Origin of the sequence: Leptolyngbya boryana PCC 6306 (genome assembly GCF_000353285.1) — a bacterium.
GTDB classification, from domain to species: Bacteria; Cyanobacteriota; Cyanobacteriia; order Leptolyngbyales; family Leptolyngbyaceae; genus Leptolyngbya; species Leptolyngbya boryana.
This window is the reverse complement of record NZ_KB731324.1, coordinates 5,863,005-5,879,124: the sequence shown is the minus strand read 5'-3', so window position 1 is coordinate 5,879,124 and position 16,120 is coordinate 5,863,005. Positions and strand designations below refer to the sequence as shown.

15 protein-coding genes are annotated in these 16,120 nt (G+C 46.5%); 9 read left to right on the top strand and 6 right to left on the bottom strand.

The window, feature by feature from the left end; genetic code table 11:
• Nucleotides 1–82 precede the first annotated feature (82 nt).
• The gene (locus LEPBO_RS40450; RefSeq protein WP_017291167.1) at nucleotides 83–610 is read left to right on the top strand and encodes a nucleoside monophosphate kinase; all 528 of its coding nucleotides are present in this window, start codon (nucleotides 83–85) and stop codon (nucleotides 608–610) included.
• A 20-nt stretch (nucleotides 611–630) separates the two neighbouring features.
• Here the strand turns inward: LEPBO_RS40450 and LEPBO_RS0129305 are convergent, their stop codons facing one another.
• Entirely contained in the window at nucleotides 631–840 is a 210-nt protein-coding gene (locus LEPBO_RS0129305) for a hypothetical protein (protein ID WP_017291166.1), read from the bottom strand.
• A gap of 56 nt (nucleotides 841–896) precedes the next feature.
• On the opposite strand from LEPBO_RS0129305, the gene LEPBO_RS0129300 reads away from it, so the two are divergent.
• Nucleotides 897–1,184: a DUF3288 family protein gene (locus tag LEPBO_RS0129300; protein ID WP_017291165.1), complete on the top strand. Its 288-nt coding sequence runs from the start codon at nucleotides 897–899 to the stop codon at nucleotides 1,182–1,184.
• A 56-nt stretch (nucleotides 1,185–1,240) separates the two neighbouring features.
• Here the strand turns inward: LEPBO_RS0129300 and LEPBO_RS0129295 are convergent, their stop codons facing one another.
• Nucleotides 1,241–1,939 (bottom strand): TraB/TrbI/VirB10 family type IV secretion system protein, encoded by a 699-nt coding sequence (locus LEPBO_RS0129295; protein ID WP_017291164.1) that lies wholly within the window; start codon nucleotides 1,937–1,939, stop codon nucleotides 1,241–1,243.
• Between the two features lie 179 nt (nucleotides 1,940–2,118).
• Between LEPBO_RS0129295 and LEPBO_RS0129290 the strand changes: the two genes are divergently transcribed.
• The 7 genes from LEPBO_RS0129290 to LEPBO_RS44115 all read left to right on the top strand — a co-directional run bounded on the left by LEPBO_RS0129290 (nucleotide 2,119) and on the right by LEPBO_RS44115 (nucleotide 9,201).
• A complete protein-coding gene (locus tag LEPBO_RS0129290) occupies nucleotides 2,119–2,628 on the top strand; it encodes a peptidoglycan-binding domain-containing protein (protein ID WP_017291163.1) in 510 nt (169 codons plus the stop codon).
• 60 nt (nucleotides 2,629–2,688) lie between these two features.
• Nucleotides 2,689–2,925 carry a DUF4351 domain-containing protein gene (locus tag LEPBO_RS0129285; protein WP_017291162.1) on the top strand — a complete coding sequence of 79 codons (237 nt, stop codon included), beginning with the start codon at nucleotides 2,689–2,691 and terminating at the stop codon, nucleotides 2,923–2,925.
• A gap of 88 nt (nucleotides 2,926–3,013) precedes the next feature.
• Entirely contained in the window at nucleotides 3,014–4,369 is a 1,356-nt protein-coding gene (locus LEPBO_RS0129280) for a serine/threonine protein kinase (RefSeq protein WP_017291161.1), read from the top strand.
• Between the two features lie 70 nt (nucleotides 4,370–4,439).
• Nucleotides 4,440–6,668 carry a DNA repair protein RecN gene (locus LEPBO_RS0129275; RefSeq protein WP_017291160.1) on the top strand — a complete coding sequence of 743 codons (2,229 nt, stop codon included), beginning with the start codon at nucleotides 4,440–4,442 and terminating at the stop codon, nucleotides 6,666–6,668.
• 57 nt (nucleotides 6,669–6,725) lie between these two features.
• Nucleotides 6,726–7,625 carry an amino acid ABC transporter substrate-binding protein gene (locus LEPBO_RS0129270; protein ID WP_017291159.1) on the top strand — a complete coding sequence of 300 codons (900 nt, stop codon included), beginning with the start codon at nucleotides 6,726–6,728 and terminating at the stop codon, nucleotides 7,623–7,625.
• Between the two features lie 428 nt (nucleotides 7,626–8,053).
• Nucleotides 8,054–8,617 (top strand): hypothetical protein, encoded by a 564-nt coding sequence (locus tag LEPBO_RS44120; protein ID WP_017291158.1) that lies wholly within the window; start codon nucleotides 8,054–8,056, stop codon nucleotides 8,615–8,617.
• Nucleotides 8,614–9,201: a transposase gene (locus LEPBO_RS44115; protein WP_017291157.1), complete on the top strand. Its 588-nt coding sequence runs from the start codon at nucleotides 8,614–8,616 to the stop codon at nucleotides 9,199–9,201. Before LEPBO_RS44120 ends, LEPBO_RS44115 begins: the two co-directional genes overlap by 4 nt.
• A gap of 105 nt (nucleotides 9,202–9,306) precedes the next feature.
• Here the strand turns inward: LEPBO_RS44115 and LEPBO_RS0129260 are convergent, their stop codons facing one another.
• The 4 genes from LEPBO_RS0129260 to ftsH3 all read right to left on the bottom strand — a co-directional run bounded on the left by LEPBO_RS0129260 (nucleotide 9,307) and on the right by ftsH3 (nucleotide 15,938).
• A complete protein-coding gene (locus tag LEPBO_RS0129260; protein ID WP_017291156.1) occupies nucleotides 9,307–9,675 on the bottom strand; it encodes a hypothetical protein in 369 nt (122 codons plus the stop codon).
• Nucleotides 9,676–9,687: 12 nt separating this feature from the next.
• Complete coding sequence (locus tag LEPBO_RS45445; RefSeq protein ID WP_315875396.1) at nucleotides 9,688–10,023, bottom strand: papain fold toxin domain-containing protein; 336 nt, start codon at nucleotides 10,021–10,023, stop codon at nucleotides 9,688–9,690.
• Nucleotides 10,024–10,161: 138 nt separating this feature from the next.
• The gene (gene metH / locus LEPBO_RS0129255) at nucleotides 10,162–13,794 is read right to left on the bottom strand and encodes a methionine synthase (RefSeq protein WP_017291154.1); all 3,633 of its coding nucleotides are present in this window, start codon (nucleotides 13,792–13,794) and stop codon (nucleotides 10,162–10,164) included.
• 302 nt (nucleotides 13,795–14,096) lie between these two features.
• A complete protein-coding gene (ftsH3, locus tag LEPBO_RS0129250) occupies nucleotides 14,097–15,938 on the bottom strand; it encodes an ATP-dependent zinc metalloprotease FtsH3 (RefSeq protein ID WP_017291153.1) in 1,842 nt (613 codons plus the stop codon).
• Nucleotides 15,939–16,120 lie beyond the last annotated feature (182 nt).

The following is a 16,120-nucleotide window of genomic DNA, read 5'->3' as shown; positions in this document are numbered from 1 at the left end:
CAGATGTCAGTATGCTGAGATGAGCATGATTCGAGTTCAATCATTGATGACCGAAGTTTAGTCTAATCGTTTGAGGAATAATATGACGGTGCAGCTTATTTTCTTAGGACTTGAGACTGCGAGTGTGAATACACAGGCAGCAATCTTATCGAAACAACTCGGGATTCCCCATATCTCGATGATCCATTTGTTTTCGCAGTTTATGCGCGATCGCTTGTGCAGCGATCTGCAAGCCATCCTCCCTTCCGATACGATCTCGCCTGATACAGAAAAGCTGGCAATGCTGGAAGTCCGTTTGCGGCAATCTGATACTCGTCAGGGTTGGATTCTCACGGACTTTCCTCAGTGCTTTACTCAAGCGCAATCTCTGCACCTTCTGCTTGAATATATGGGCTATTCACAGCCTCAAGCACTTTATCTCAGTCTTACAAAACATGATTTATTAGAGCGATTATCGGCTGATCAATTAGCGTGGAATCAACGGCTGCTTTCTCCTGTTATCGAGTACTACCAGGAACTAGACTGCTTAATGATGGTTGATGCGAATACAACTCCCTCAATTATTAATGAAAAAATTCTGGATAGATTGCAAATTACGATATTGGCTTAGCGAAACAAGCTGCTTGGATCTCAACTGGCTTGGAACTCGGAGAATGTTACAAATCTTGCTTGTGGTTTGAACCAATTTAAACAGGTTTCTAAGCGATCGAGTAAGGCTAATCCATGGTCTAAACCTTCAGCTGATGCTTTGAATTTTATTGTTTTATCTAACGGTTGCCCGTACTCTTCTGGAACATCAAACCCTTCAACATCAAAGCTCAAAAGAATTAACTTATCCATCTCTCTGCAACCGCGTTCCCGTATTATACTGACGAGCGTGATTTCCACGGTGAGATATGGCGCAAGAGCAAAAAGACCAGGAGCATCCTTTGTGGAAGAGCGATCGTGAAATTGTCGATTCTCTACTGACGGGCGAAGCAACGGATTGGAATCTCGCAGAATTAGCCCGCTTGAGAATTCGCTATAACGGTTTCCCAGGGGCACGCGATATTCAAGCAGACTTAGATACAGTTCTCAAACAGTGGAACTTAACGGAGGATGCTTTGTTTGAAAAAACTCGCCACATTCATGTAGAGACGAAGCCTTATAAGGGGCGTGGCGCGAAGCGGGATGATTGGAGCTAGAAAGAAGTGGGGAGTGGGGAAGAAACAATCTCTACTCCCTACTCCCCACTCCCCACTTAGTAGGCATTCACTGCCAACGCAGAATTCAGACGCAAATTCAAATCAGACTGATTGACTGAAATCACCTGATTGCGATTTCGTCCAAGCAATAAGCCACCTAAAGCACCTGCACCCGTACCGATTAGAACTTTGCCCAACGTGATCCGACGATTCCCGGTGATGCCAGAGATAATCGCTGCTGCACCTGAACCGATTGCAGCTCCCTTCAGAATTGCATCTGTACTCACCCCTCGACGAATTTCTTCAGTCCGAGTGACTAAATCTGTTTGACCATTCAGTGCCACCTGATTGCCATTATTCAAAATCAAGGTATTTGCGACAAAGCGAGTTCCACCATCGGCAGGCTGAAACTCTCCTTTCACTTGGCTACCTGCTGGAATCAACAGGGTTCCATTCGAGGTGCGAATATTATTGGGAACAGTTAACGTAATCGGAAGGCGTTCATTCGGGGCAACCAAAATTTTCTCAGCATCTCGGTAAGCCAAGCGCAACGTTGTGCCTGCCGGAATTCGGAATGCACCTGTCGTTTGCGTCGGTGACGAGGGAGATGAGGGGAACAGCTGCGCGACTTTCATCGGAGCAGGAGTAGCCGCGATCGCGTCTTTCGCAAATACGATCGGAGCGGCTCCAGTCGCCGTTACACCGATCGTCAGTGCGAGCGCAGTGCTAGTTTGCAATTTCTTCAAGTTCAACATAGATTTTTGTCCTTCAAGTCCGAGTCTAACGGCGATACTTTCAATGACTTTGCCGCCAGAGATAAGGTTCCTCATCTTAAAAATTAGAATTTGCGATCGCAAAAAAGTCCTATCTCAGGTCAGAGATTCAGGCTTTTTTCATTCATACTCAAATGTAAGAAGCTGAATCTAAAATTGCCATGAGCGCTGAAATTCCCCCCGATAAGATCGAACTGCCCGATTTGTATCCTTGGGATCAAGGAAGCGATGTTATGCAACTGCAAGCCTTATTGAGAGCACATGGATTTAACCTGAGAATCGATGGAGATTTTGGGAGTCGGACTGAAACAGCAGTGCGATCGTTTCAACATCGACATGGATTGAGAATTGATGGTGTGGTGGGTAAACAGACGTGGTCTGTACTCAACACAGACCTAGAACCAGGCACACGGCTCTTAAAACTGGGCTGTATTGGGACAGATGTGGCTGAACTTCAAGGACTCTTGTTAGTTCATGGCTTCGATGTTGACCGAAATCAGGTTTACGATGCTGCGACAGAAGTTGCGGTTCGACAATTTCAGCAGCGCTCCAGATTACGAGAGACGGGCATTGTGGATGATATAACTTGGACTTTTCTGAGAGGTCGAGGACTTCCTACGATGCCTCGCAAGCAGAATCGCTGGCTTAACAATCCGCGCAAGTGGTGGTGACTTTTGACTTGTCTTTGACACAATGAACACCTAGTAGTGGATTGTTCTCAAGAGGTACTGATGGCGTTTTCACAAGCTTTTCTGGAATGGGAACAAGCAACCCGACAAGAAGGACAACAAGAAGGTCAAAGAGCACTGATTCTACGTCTATTGGCTCGACAAGTCGGAAACTTATCAGAAGAGACGCGATCGCAAATTCACACTCTATCGATCGAACAACTTGAAGCGTTAGCTGATGCTCTACTCGACTTTTCAACCGTAACTGATTTAGAAACCTGGTTGCTCAATCACGGTTGAGCAGGACATTTAGAGAGACTCCCTGAGTAGAATGGAGCGCTCGTCAAAGAATAACCGGAATCGCTATGATCAGAGGCGAAGTGAGTCGATGACGATGCTAGGGGGATTCGGTTCGATGCTGACGGCAGGACAGACGCTGTACGATCGCTATCAACTCCAAGAGAAATTAGGACAGAGTGCTGGACGACAGACTTGGCTTGCACTGGATCTGAACGCTCAGTCTGAGCCGATTGTGCTCAAACTCCTGGCATTTGGTGCAGAGATGCAGTGGGAAGATTTGAAACTGTTTGAGCGCGAATCTCAGGTCTTACGTCAGATTGATCATCCTCGGATTCCGAAATGTCGAGACTCTTTTTCGATCGACGATCGCATTCTTTGGTTTGGCTTAGTCCAGGATTATATTCCAGGCACTTCGCTCAAAGAGTTGGTGCAGGATGGAAAACGATTTACAGAAGAAGAAGTGCGAAAATTCGCGATCGCGGTTCTAGAAATTTTGCGCGATTTGCATCAGTTAAATCCTCCGCTTCTGCATCGCGATATCAAACCTAGTAATTTGATTTTGGGAAAAGATGAGCAGATTTATTTAATTGATTTTGGGGCAGTTCAGGATCATGTTCCGATTGAAGGTGGAACCTTTACAGTTGTTGGAACCTACGGCTATACGTCGATCGAACAATTTGGTGGTCGGGCTGTTGCTGCTTCGGATCTCTACGCATTAGGGACAACTTTGATTCATCTGTTGACGGGAACTGCACCTGCGGATTTGCCCCAGCGATATCTTAAATTGCAATGGCGCGATCGTGTAACTTTAACTCCTGCTTTTGCAGATTGGATTGATCGCCTGTCTCATCCTGATGTCGAACAACGATTTCAAACCGCAAATGAAGCGATTCAGGCACTCCATTTAGCGGGAGAATCTGCATTTGGTGCAGTGGAGCGTCCTAAAAATACGCGAGTTCAACTTCAGCGATCGAAAAAACGCTTAGAAATTGTCATCCCACAGCAAAATCAACAAGAAGAATCAGTTTTTGAGATGTTCGGCTTACTGATGGCAGGAGTCGCACTGCCTGCTCTGATGTTCTCGTTGCCGATGTTTATGATGCTGCTCGTTTTTGGGGTAATGAGCGCATCTGTCTGGGTTTTACTATTTGCCTTGATTGTATTTTTGATTTTTATTAGTCCATCGTTTCAGCGAACTTACGTCAAGTTCGATCGCAAAGAATTTGCAGTCGAAACCCAGCGATTTCGAGCGATGAGCAATCGAATGACAGGCAAGACTCGCCATATTCGAGATGTGCGCCGGGATAATGGCAAAATTACGATTACTTCAGGACCGTATCGGGATGGATATCACTTGCATCAATTTGGAGAGGAGCTAACTGATTTTGAGCAAGCTTGGGTGTTGAAAGAAATTCGATCGTGGTTAAAGCTCAAAGCAGAGTAAAAAACATTCTGGAACTTGTAGGGATGGGATGGTATCTAGCAAACGTCAAGCACTTTGCCCAAAATCGTTTATGTCTCGATCCATTCATCCCTGGCTTCTCCTGAGTATTTTTACATTGATTGCTCCCACTTTTTTAGTCGTCACACGACATCTAGTAGCACCTCATCCAGCTTCTGCTCAGCCTGCTTCGATAACTTGTAATCCTAATGAACAATTAGAAAGCAAGCTTGCAACTTTGACCAATCAAGCGCGTGAAGCTTTGGATCGACAAGATGCCGAAACAGCAGGCACAGCCTTACAAGAAGCAATTACGATCGCGCTGCAAGTAAAAAATACTCCTTTTCAAGCCGATTTAGTTCAATCCTGGTTAATCGAGCCTTATAACGGCTTCCCAACGTTACGGATTATTCAACTCAATCAGCAGCTCAAATCTCCACAAAAATTGCGTGCGTTACTTGATCAGTTTCTAACCCTGACGAATCGTCTTCCATCTGCAAATAGTGCGGAGAAAACTCGTGCTTTTGTTGCGATCGCACGTCAATATGCAGCACTCAAACAACTGCGAATTGCCAATAACTTAATGGCACGAGCGCGGCAACTCGAACCTCAAATCAAAGCACCAGACTTACGTGCGATCGCACTCATCGAAATCGCAGAAGCTTACGCTGAACTTTCACAGCCTCAAGTCGCCCAAACTACGCTTGCTCAGGTTGAGAAAATTTTACCCCGGCTTGCAGTTGAAGAATCGAATCGAATTGTAGAACGCGCTGCTGTAACCTATGCGCGAATCGGCAACTATCCGAAAGCACAACAGACTTTAGAGCGCTTGTCGAAAGTTCCAGAAGCTTTTGCAAACACTCAAGAAAGCATCGTGCAAACTTATCTGAGCAATGGTAAATTGGCGGATGCCGAAAAACTCGCTCAATCAATCTCTGCAACTCCTCAAAAAATTTCTGCTTTAGCAAAAGTAGCGATCGCTTATCGTAAAACCCCAAGTCAATCTACTTCACTCTTCCGCCAAGCTACAACGCTTGCTCAATCTGTAGAAGATCCCTATCAGAAAGATACATTGCTGCAAAAGCTTGTCGAAGCCTATGTACAAGCTGAACAGTTAGACGCAGCATTGCAGCTTGCAAAATCAGTAAAAAATCTCCGCACCGACACGTTGAAGTCAGTAGTTGTAGCTCATCAAGAAGCTGGCAAAACCGCTCAAGCTAAAGCCCTCTTGTCTCAGCAGCTTGTAGCAATTAAAGCCCTCAGCGATTCTTGGGAACAGAGAGGTCAAGTCTGGACTGTAATTGAAACTGCGATCGCTGCCAATCAGTTTGACTGGATTCGCGAAGACTGGGCACAAATTTCGTCGATCGACTACGGTTTGATGGATTGGCAAATTATACAAATCGCCAAGGCTTATGCCCAAACAGGTCAACATTCTCAAGCAGCAGAATGGGTACGCAAATTGCCTTTAGAGAATCGTCCTTTGGAGCAGATTAGAGCACTGTCTGCGATCGCGCTCGTCACGGCTCAAGCTGGCAACTCTACCCTCGCCAATCAAATGCTTGAGCAAGCCTTACAAACGATTGATCCGCTCGATAAAGCTTATCGCGAGAGAATCAACCGTGAAGGCGGCGATCTCTTCAGTCTTGAACGCTTTAAACCCACTGCTTTAGCTAGTATTGCTTTGGTTTATTCTCAAACGCAGCAGCCTGAAAAAGCTCGCCAACTTCTTCAGCAAGTGGTTGTTTTTAGTTCAAAGATTGATGATCCCTCGATCGCATCTTTTACAGATAATCCTTTCGCTCAATTCATTGAAGCGAAACAATATCTAGGCGCATTGCAAATTGCTGAAGGAACTGCATTCCCAGAGGTGAAAAGTGCTCGCCTACAAACTAGCGCGTTGGGATTGCTCACGATCAATCGGTTTGATTTAGTCCAACCGATCGCGAATCAAACAACGGAACCCGTGAGTAAAACGCAGCTTTTACTTGCGATCGCACAACGTTATACTGAGCTAAATCAATCTCAAAAAGCCGTGTCTTACCTTGCTCAAGCTTTCCAAGTTGCCCAAACGATTCCTGGAGAGGAATCGCAATTCGATCGCCTCGGTACAGATGGCGGTACTGTGATTCCGATCGAAACAGATCGTGGCAGTATGTTAGAAGCGATCGCGATTCAATATGCTCGCGTGAATCGGATGTCTGAAGCGATGAAAGTTGCGAACACGTTGAAAGAAAAAGCGACTCGTGACGAGGCAATTCAGAAAGCCCGCTGTGCAAGAACAACTTCGATGCGCGCTTGACAATGTGCCTACCTAAAGTGGTAGAAGATAAGGGCTAAATAATCCATCAGATTGATCATGCCCAAACCATTTTCTCTCGTTGTCCTGAGTACCCTTCTGTGTGCTGCACTGCCGCAGATCGCGAATGCGGAGACAGTTATGCAGAAGGTCGCTCGATCGGGAGTTTTGGTTGCAGGAACCAGCAGTGAAGCGATTCCATTTGCTTATCAAAATCGACAAGGCAAACTAGTCGGATATTCCGTCGATATGCTGGAATTAATTCGATCGCAGATGGAAAAAGAAACAGGCAAGAAAGTTCAATTGAAATTAGTTGCGTTACCGCCTTCGGATCGCGTCAAAAAGGTCGCCGATCGACAAGTGGATATTGTCTGTGATTTCAGTAGCTTTACTTGGGCACGCAATCGACAAGTTGATTTTTCGCTGGTGTATGCGACGACGGGCACTCAACTTGCGGTCAAAAAATCAAGCAATTTAGGTACTCCAGAAGCCTTTAATGGCAAGCGTATCGGAGTGTTGCCGGGCACGACTAATGAGCTAGCAGTACAACGAAAATTACCGAAGGCAAAACCTGTCTATTTTCAAACTTGGGAACAAGGCTATCAAGCTTTGGAGAAAGGGACGATCGATGCGTTCGCCGCAGATAGTATTTTACTAGAAGCGCGATTAGCTGGAAAAATCAACCAGTACAACATTTTGCCGGACAGTCCATTATCTCAAGAAGGGATTGCTTGTATGGTTCCTGAAGATAACTCTAGGTTTCTGGATACGGTAAATTATGCTCTGTATCGGTACATGCAAGGCTTTGTGCGCGGAGAACCCAAATCAGTGCAAATCTTCGATCGCTGGTTTGGTGAAAATGGAGCATTCCCGTTAACAAGAGACATGCGGGATATTGCTGTTCAGACGATGCAACTTGTTGTTGAATCGCGAGAGGAAATCCCGGCGGATGCAAAGTAGCGGGAGTATCGGCGACTTTCTCTGTATATTTCTCTTCTGCCCATGTGACAGAAGAAAAACTGCAATACCCGTGATGCGAAGGCTTTGCTCTTTCGTCATTCTAGGACTTCTAGAGTGGGAAACTACTGCTACATAAGTTGCCTATAATTTTCTCTATGAAGAATAAAAAAGAGGAATACTAGCGCAATGGAATTTGGCAAGGGTGGGAAGTTTTAAGCATCTTAAAAACTTCCGCCACATCCAATTGCTTAACTCGTTTATCGCGATCGTTCATTGGCAAGAGGAATACTAGCGCAATGGAATTTGGCAAGGGTGGGAAGCTTAAGGGGTGACGACACGACTGAACGGTAGAAAGGATGCCGGATAGCAGCATTGAGAGACAGAAAAAATGAGGTGATTCCACTTGTTTCACCCCATCAATCTAAAAGATGTTGCCCTCATTCTATCAAACCTGTTTACAATCGCAATTAACGGAAGCGCAATTTGTGACGCTAGAAATCTTGGTCGAACTGTTGCAAAAAGAGCGAAGAATTACGATTGAACGGATAGCGACCCTGTTTCCGCAACCGATTCTATTTGAGAGCAGACGGCGGAATATTCAGCGATTCTTGAGTCTGCCGCAACTGACTCCACAAGCGATCTGGTTTCCGATTGTCAAGCAGTGGATCAAACGACATTACTCAGGTAGAACTCCGCTTCACCTGGTGGTTGACCGGACGCAATGGCAAAACCATAACTTGATCATGGTGAGTCTTGTATACCAGAAGCGGGCAATCCCATTGCACTGGATGTGGCTGAACAAGCAAGGACAGAGTTCGCTGGCTGAACAACGAAAAGTGTTATGTCCGGTATTTCATCTGTTGAAAAAGTATCGCTTCATTTTGCTCGGAGACCGTGAGTTTCACAGTATCGAGCTTGCTGCTTGGTGTGTGGAAAAACAAGTCAAATTCGTGTTCCGTTTACCGAAAAATACCACCATTCAAACCGAATGACAGCGAAGGCTTTTATTGGCCTTGGACGATTTCCCACAAACGCCCCGGAATCACTGAGCAATATTTGCACATTCAAGTCACGGAAAAATCGCGGGTCGGCAAGCATTAATTTAGTCTTGCGCCAAAAACGCGCCTACCGTCAATCGAATTCTGATGCTTGGTATCTGCTGACCAATCTCGTCGGTGCCGAACAAACTCTGAAAGCTTACTCTAATCGCTTCTCCATTGAGCCGCTGTTCAAAGACTACAAATCCGGTGGCTATCATCTCGAAGATTGCCATGCCGATTCACGCCGATTCAATGCACTACTGGTTCTGATTGCCATTGCTTATTCGCTCTCAACGCTTCAGGGACGACGCATTCGCCAAAAGCAAGTGCAATGCTACGTCGGTCGAGTCAAGGAGCCGAAGCGAACCCGAAACCGACATAGCAATTTCTGGATTGGCTTGTATGGCAGGTTGTGGATTGAACCCTTGCAATTGTGGTCAACTCTGGCGACCAAGTTGATGGCACTCAAGCCGCAAAAACGTCCCTTTTTTCAGCGAGGTCTCAATGCCATTTCCTTGATCCAGTCTGCTCTCTAGCTTCGTTGTCACCCCTTGAGGGTGGGAAGTTTTAAGCATCTTAAAAACTTCCGCCACATCCAATTGCTTAACTCGTTTATCGAGATCGTCCATTGGCAATCTGACTCAAGCCACTCTTTCTGAGGCTTCAAATGGCTCATCCAACAAAATTGGGTCAATGTCCTGACTCTTATCACGATCGCGGAACTGTTCTAGTAATTGGAAGAAATGGTCGAACGCCGCTTTTTCATCAATGCATTTGATCAGAATAATTTTGTCCCAGGAGTTAGCAGTCCGAACGTATAATCGCCTCTGCAACCAAGGTTGAAACTCTTGATAAAAATCTAACTCTGCTTCGGTAGGTAATATTCCCATCTCTTGCCGAGCAAATTTGTAACCTACCAGAAAGTGCCGTAGTGCAGTGATGGAAGCAGTTCCAATATATAGACCTGGTTTCTGATTGATCTTTTCCAGTAGGTCAAAGAGGTTACTCATAATTGATGGCTCCTAAAAACGGTTCAATTCTGTCAAGGTGAATAGTCCACTATGGCAGCTAAAATCTTTCAGCCAGTCTTGCCGCGATCTCCCTTCTTCAGAGAGATTGTCAAATACCTTTCCTCTTACTTCAACTCCAAAATGCTGCCCATTGAGCGTAATCGATTCAGTGATTCCAAGCTGTTCGAGGCGCTTACTAAGAATGTAGTCTTCACCGTTTCTAGTTCTGAGCCTGAGAATTATTCCTTCAATCCCTTGTTGGTTCAACCATCTAACGATTGCTCTGGAGCAGTCGGCACATTCTAAGATGTCAAAACGGCGAGTAATTTGCCCTATCTCTCTGTGAATTTCTGCATCCGTCCAATCCTCGGAATTTTTGCTGATAGTTTCACACCCTGCTCAAACAACTGACCTAAATTATAATCTTGCAACACCTGAATATCGCGGCAAGACTGAAAAAATTAGGGGGCATAGCCCCCACAAGAATTAAGCGCTGAAGTACTTCGCAGTCGGGTGATAGACCACGAAAGCTGTCGTCGATTGTTCTGGATAAAGTTGTTCACTTTCATCTATCGACATTTCAATCCGATCAGTTCCTAGCAGTTCTAATTGCTTGAACTGATCCGCAACATTTGGACAAGCTGGATAGCCAAAGCTATACCGTGATCCCTGATAACGCTGAGCTAGCATATCTCGAATGTTATCTGGCTCAAGCTCTCCATAGCCTAACTCTTTACGAATCTGAGCGTGTGACCATTCAGCCAAAGCTTCCGCCATCTGGACTGCCATACCGTGGAAGTAGAGATACTCCGTATAGTTATTCGCCTTGAATAGCTCTTGAGCGACTTCAGTGGCAATATGTCCCATCGTCACCGCTTGCATGGGTAACACATCGAACTGATTGTCTGACACTGGACGGAAGAAGTCTGAAATACACAAGCGGCGTAAAGATTTCTGACGTGGGAATGTCCAGGTGACTAAGGGTGTTGCAGTTGCAGGCGTGAGACCTTGCTCAATCACACTCGGATCATAAACATGCAGCGAATTCCCCTCAGCCGCACAAGGGAAATAGCCATAGATCATCCGAGGCTCTAACAGTTTCTCAGTCTGAATCTTCTGCTTCCAGCGCTCCAAGACCGGGTAAACCTTCTCAGCTAAGAACACATCATATTCCTCTTTCGATTGGTCTTTCGGCTTGCGGAATTGCCATTGCCCAACAATCAACGCTTGCAAATCCATGTGCCAGAAGAGGTCTTCTAAGGAGATATCTTCAGGATTGAGAACTTTAGTTCCCCAGAACGGCGGAGTCGGTCGATCGATATCCAACTCAACCGCTTCCGATCGCACTAAATCGATCACTTCCGGCTCATCCGATTTCTTCTCTGGTTCGCCGTTTAGTTCGCGTTCAGCTTGTTCGATCGCTTTACGTCCCTTCTGATTGAACTGAGCAAATTCGCCTTGGAAACCTTCGGTATCACTCCATTGCCCCTCTTTTTTCGCAGGCATAAAGCGATCCATAAACGTCAAATCCGCGAACGCATCGCGTCCGTAAATCACTTGCCCCTTATAAGCATTCTGACAGTCTTCGTAAACGAATTTTGGAGTCAGTGCTGCACCGCCAAGAATCACTGGAACACTGATCCCACGTTCATTAAAGACTTCTAAGTTCTCCTTCATGAATGCAGTCGATTTTACGAGCAATCCGCTCATCGCAATACAATCTGGTTGATGTTCAACGTAAGCATCGACGATCGCATCAACTGGCTGTTTAATCCCTAAGTTAATCACCTTGTAGCCGTTATTGGTGAGAATGATATCAACTAAGTTCTTGCCGATATCATGAACATCCCCTTTCACGGTTGCAATTAAGAATTTACCCTTGCCACTGTCATCGCTTTTCTTCTCCATGAATGGTTCAAGGAATGCGACCGCAGATTTCATGGTTTCCGCAGACTGCAACACAAACGGTAATTGCATTTGCCCCGATCCGAACAATTCACCGACCACTTTCATGCCATCAAGCAAGAATGTATTGATGATGTGCAACGGCTCATAGGTTTCTAATGCGATTTTCAATGCATCTTCTAAACCAATCCGTTCGCCATCGATGATGTGCTGCTTCAAACGTTCTTCAACAGGTAAATCTGCTAGAGAACTTGTCGATCGAGCATCTTTTGCACTTACGCCTTCAAATAGTTCCGTCAGCTTCGTCAGCGGATCGTAAATGCAAATATCCCCATCAAATCGGCGACGATCGTAAATCAGATCTAAACAGACTTCTTGATGCTCAGGCTCAATTTTCGCAAGTGGAAGAATCTTTGCCGCCGACACGATCGCGCCGTCCATTCCGACCTTCGTGGCTTCATGCAAGAACATCGAATTCAAAGTAATCCGAGCTGCAGGACTCAGACCGAATGAGATATTCGACACCCCGACCATGAAGTGAACGCCAGGCAGATTTTCCCGAATCATCCGAATCGACTCAACTGTTGCTTTTGCGTTCTCCCGATCTTCTTCAATCCCGGTCGAAATCGGCAGAGCTAAGGTGTCAAAGAAAATTTCGTGCGGCGGAATTCCGAATTCTAGTGCATCGCGATACGCCCGTTGCGCGATTTGGAATTTCTTCTCAGCCGTCCGCGCCATGCCTTCTTCGTCGATCGTTCCGATTACGACTCCAGCACCGTACTCTTTCGCTAATTCCAGCACTTTGAAGAACCGCTCATCGCCGTCCTCATAGTTGGTCGAGTTGAGAATGCACTTGCCGCCCGCAACTTTGAGTCCGGCTTCCATCTTTGTCCACTCAGTCGAGTCGAGCATCAGAGGCAGGGTGACATTGGTAACGAGGCGGGAAACGAGTTCTTTCATATCGGATTCGCCATTGCGTCCGACATAATCGACGTTTACATCCAATACATGCGCGCCTTCTTTGACCTGGGATTTTGCGATCGCAATCAGTCCATCCCAGTCATCTGCATTTAACAACTCTCGAACTTTCTTAGAGCCGCTGGCATTCAGTCGCTCTCCTACAATCAGAAAAGAATTATCCTGCTCATAAGGCTGAGACGTATAAATCGATGCGGCTGAAGGCGTGTAGCTTAAAAGTGGTCTGGGTGTTTCTGATTCAAACACTTGACCATTCATCCATTCGCGCTCCCCGATCCGAACATTGCGCTCTTTCGGCTTCATCGTCGCGGCGGCTTCTGCTAATGCCTGAATATGCGTGGGACGAGTTCCACAACATCCGCCAATCACTTGCACACCCCAATCTTCGATGAATTTGTGCAATGCCATCTGCAATTCAACTGGAGTCAGCTTGTAGTGAGCATGACCGCCGATATTTTCCGGCAAACCTGCATTGGGAATACAAGACACGACAAACGGTGCATTCTCCGTCAAATACTTAATGTGCTCTGCCATGCGATCGGGACCTGTCGCACAGTTTAAGCCGAGAATATCGATCGGATACGGCTCTAAAATCGCCAAAACGCCGCTAATATCTGTCCCGACGAGCATCGTTCCCTGAACTTCCATCGTCACAGACACCATGATCGGGCGACGCTCGCCTTTTTTCTCAAAGATAGCTTCTACGGCATTCAAAGCGGCTTTGATTTGCAGTACGTCCTGGCAGGTTTCAATGATGAATAAATCAACACCGCCATCAAATAACCCTTCTGCCTGAACGGTAAATGCGTCTTTTAGCTCGTCGTATGTGATGTGTCCTAAGGTCGGTAATTTTGTGCCAGGACCCATCGATCCGGCGACAAATCTGGGCTTTTCAGGCGTTGAGAATTCGGCGGCGCATTGTTTCGCGAGTTCAGCCGCTTTCTTGCTCAAGTCATACGCTAGATCTTGCAGCCCATATTCTGCCAGCACAAACGGGCTACTGCCGAATGTATCGGTTTCAATCACATCCGCGCCTGCTGCTAAGAAATCGCGGTGAACTTTCGCGATCGCTTCTGGTTTCGTATGAATGAGATATTCGTTACAGCCTTCATATTCCGCACCTCCAAAATCCTCTGCTGTTAAATTCTGGGACTGAATATTGGTTCCCATTGCGCCATCGAAGACGAGGACAGGACGATCGGGACTGTGAAGACGGGTCAGAAAAGCGCTGCTCATAGGAAAAGGTTGAGGGACTAGACGACAAGATTGAGTAATTACCCTGAGTTCTCTTTAAGTTTTAGGGTGAATGAAGTCATGGCGGAAAGCGGCAACCATGACATTTCACACTAGCTATACATTTAAACTGTGACATATTTATTTAAGTTTTAGCGATCTGGAGTTCTCTGTAAAAAAAAGAGATGCCCCGGTGGAACATCTCTCGAATTTTCAGTGAAGTAGAAACTTACATGAGTACTCAGCGCTTACGCGAGTATTCAGCGCTTACGCGAGTATTCAGCGCTTACGCGAGTATTCAGCGCTTACGCGATCGCTGCAATCTGCACGTCGCTATTGCCTAAAAGCTCTTGCAGTTCTTCAGCATCGACGGTTTCTTTGTCCACCAGCATTTCTGCCAGTTTATCCAGCACCGGACGATTCTGAACCAGCACCGCTTTTGCACGACGGTAAGCTTGTTCAACCAGGTTGCGAACTTCATCGTCGATCGCGGCTGCGGTTTCTTCGGAAAAGTCCCGCTCAGCAGCGATGTCACGACCCAAGAACATGTTGCCTTGCTGACGACCTAATGCGACTGGTCCTAAGCGATCGCTCATGCCGAATCGAGTCACCATTTGTTTTGCAACGCGTGCTACTTGCTGAAGGTCGTTCGATGCGCCTGTGGTAACTTCCTCTTCACCAAAGACGATTTCTTCAGCGATTCGACCACCTAGAGCAACGGCCATCTGGTTTTGCAAGTAAGAGCGAGAATACAGGCCTGAATCCATCCGGTCTTCGCTTGGTGTGAACCAGGTCAAACCGCCTGCGCGACCGCGAGGAATAATGCTGATTTTTTGAACAGGGTCATAGTCAGGCATCAAAGCACCGACAAGCGCATGACCTGCTTCGTGATAAGCCACAAGCTCTTTGCGCTTCTCGCTCATTACACGGTCTTTCTTCTCAGGTCCTGCCAAGACGCGATCGATTGCGTCGTTGATCTCGTCCATTGAAATTTCAGTCAAATTGCGACGAGCGGCAAGAATTGCGGCTTCGTTCAACAAGTTCGACAAGTCTGCTCCGGTAAATCCAGGAGTCCGACGGGCAATCTTTTCGAGGTCAACGTCTTTCGAGAGCGTTTTGCCACGCGCATGAACGTTGAGCACTTCCAAACGACCGGAGTAGTCAGGACGATCGACGACGACTTGGCGATCGAAACGACCCGGACGTAAGAGCGCTGCATCTAAGACATCAGGACGGTTTGTCGCTGCGATGATGATGATGCCAGTGTTGCCTTCAAACCCGTCCATCTCAGTTAAGAGTTGGTTCAAGGTTTGTTCACGTTCATCGTTACCGCCGCCGAGACCTGCACCACGCTGACGACCAACTGCATCAATTTCATCGATGAAGACGATGCAAGGTGCATTCGATTTGGCTTGCTCGAACAGGTCACGGACGCGAGACGCACCCACACCGACGAACATTTCGACAAATTCAGAACCGGAAATCGAGAAGAACGGAACGCCTGCTTCGCCTGCAACAGCTTTTGCCAACAGGGTTTTACCAGTTCCAGGAGGTCCAACGAGTAGGACACCTTTGGGAATTTTTGCACCGATTGCAGTAAAGCGATCGGCATTTTTCAAAAAGTCCACAACTTCGTTCAATTCCAGCTTTGCTTGGTCAATCCCTGCCACGTCGTTAAAGGTGACTTGGGTTTGGGGTTCCATTTGCACACGGGCTTTAGATTTGCCAAAGTTCATCGCTTGGCTACCTGGTCCGTTTTGAGCGCGGCGCAACAGGAAGAACAAGCCCACAAGCAGCAAGATTGGGAAGAAAAGACTGCTGACTGCTCTCAGCCAGAAGTCATTGCCATCGGTTGCAGGTAGAACAGAAATATCGACGTTATTGCGAGTCAGAATGCTGATGAGTTCAGGATCGGTCGGCAGATTCACTAAGACGCGATTTCCGTCTTCAGATTGCACTAAAGCGCGAGTCCGATCGGCGCTCAAACTGACTTTATTGACATTATTTTTTTCAACTTCTTGAATAAACTGGCTATAGCGCCAGGTTTCACGAGTTTGGGGTTGCTTATCGAAGACCGCCGTTGCCAAAGCAATCACGACGATCGCTAAAAGCGCATATAGCCCTGCATTTCTCCACCGCTTGTTCACCGGGGTGTATCCTCCTGAAAATAGGAATAAATCGGGTTCTCAGATTTGTATTTGTAAACTTATATTACTCTGTATTAAGACTTCTTGCATCAATACGAGAGAAATCTGAGAATTACCGATTTATCCAATGTAACGTAAGGATTTACTATCGATCACGTTATGGGGTGGAGTTTTTAGTATCC